At 48.4% G+C, this 1,828-nt stretch carries 1 protein-coding gene; it reads right to left on the minus strand.

What is annotated here, in order from left to right:
* On the minus strand, positions 1-1,786 hold a 1,786-nt coding region (locus KDK19_RS11475; protein WP_257253564.1), incomplete at its 3' end, for a hypothetical protein.
* Positions 1,787-1,828 lie beyond the last annotated feature (42 nt).

Genomic DNA, 1,828 nt, shown 5'->3' on the forward strand with positions numbered 1-1,828 from the left:
GCCTTTCCTGATGTTGCAGTACTTCAACCGCAGGAAGCCCTGCTGATTTCCAGAGTCTGGTCATAACTTGCAGTAGCCAATGATTGGGAGGGCCGTAGTCACCTATCCAGCCCAGCACTTTTTTCACAGGCTTGTGTTTGGGCAAGCCCTGGTCACAATTCATGGACGAAAAAGTGCGGAACAACTTCATATTGAACTTGCCATCCTTGTGTTTCCATTCCGGCCAGTTCAGTATCTCTTTCACTTTCTCATGTTTGAGCACACCTTTGGAATGATTCATGGACGAGAAGGCGCGGAACAGCTCAATATCGAAATCGTCATCCTTGTGTTTCCATTCCGGCCAGTTCAGCACCTCTTTCACTTGCTCATGTTTGAGTATGCCCTGACCATGATTCAAGGACGTGAAGGCGCGGAATAGCTGTATATTGAACTCGTTATCCTTGTCTTTCCATTCCGACCAGCCCAGCACCTCTTTCACTTTCTCATGTTTGAGCTTGCCCTGGCTACGATTCATGGACGAGAAGGCGCGGAACAGCTCCATACTGAACTCGCCATCTCTGTCTTTCCATTCCGGCCAGCCCAGCACTTCTTTCACTTCCTCATGTTTGAGCATTCCTTTACTACTATTCATGGACGAGAAAGCGCGGAACAGCTCCATAAAGAACTCGCCATCCTTGTCTTTCCATTCCGGCCAGCCCAGCATTTCTTTTATTTCCATGTGTTCGGGCAGGCTTCTCTTTGCGTACATAGATGAGACCGAGCGGAACAGCTCCATACAGAACTCGCCATGCTTGTCTTTCCACTCCGGCCAGTCCAGCACATCTTTCACTTCCTCATGGTTGAGCATGCCTTTACTACTATTCATGGACGCGAAAGCGCGGAAAAGCTCTATACTGAACTCGCCGTCTTTGTGTTTCCATTCCGGCCAGCTCAGCACCTCTTTCACATCCTTATGTTTGAGCATGCCTTTGCTTGTATTCATGGACGAGAAGGCGCGGAAAAGCTCTGTACTGAACTCACCATCCCTGTCTTTCCATTCCGGCCAGCCCAGCACCTCTTTGACTTGCTTATATTTGGGCATGCCTTTGCTACTGTTCATGGACGAGAAGGAACGGAACAACTTTATACTGAACTCGCCGTCCTTGTCTTTCCACTCCGGCCAGCCCAGCAGCTCTTTCACTTCCTCATGTTTCAGCATGCCTCTGTTATGATTCATGGACGAGAAGGCTCGCAATAGCTCCATACTGAACTCGCCATCCTTGCCTTTCCATTCGGGCCAACCCAGCACCTCTTTCACTTCCTTATGTTCAAGCATGCCTCTGCCGCTATTCAAAGAGGAGAAGGTGCGGAACAGCTCCACACTGAACTTGCCATCACTGTCTTTCCATTCAGGCCAGCCCAGCACTTCTTTCACTTCCTCATGTTTGAGCATGCCTTTACTACTATTCATGGACGAGAAAGCGCGGAACAGCTCGATACTCAACTCGCCATCTTTGTCTTTCCATTCCGGCCAGCCCAGCACCTCTCTCACTTCACCATGTTTGAGTATGCCTCTGTCATGATTCATGGACGAAAAAGAGCGGAACAGTTCCGAATTGAACTCGCCATCCTTGCCTTTCCATTCATGCCAGCCCAGAATTGCTTTCACTTCCTTATGTCCGGGCACCCCTTTTCTTTTGTTCATGGACGAGAAGGAAGTCAATACCTTCAAACTCGCTAAATATTGGAGTTCACTCTGGCTACGTTCTGCAAAACTACGGATATGTTTTTTATTATTATTTAGCATGCTGGTCAGCATGCCGGTATTTTTGAAGTTTTCAGAAAGGTG

Origin of the sequence: Endozoicomonas sp. ONNA1 (assembly GCF_024606325.1) — a bacterium.
Classification (GTDB): Bacteria; Pseudomonadota; Gammaproteobacteria; order Pseudomonadales; family Endozoicomonadaceae; genus Endozoicomonas_A.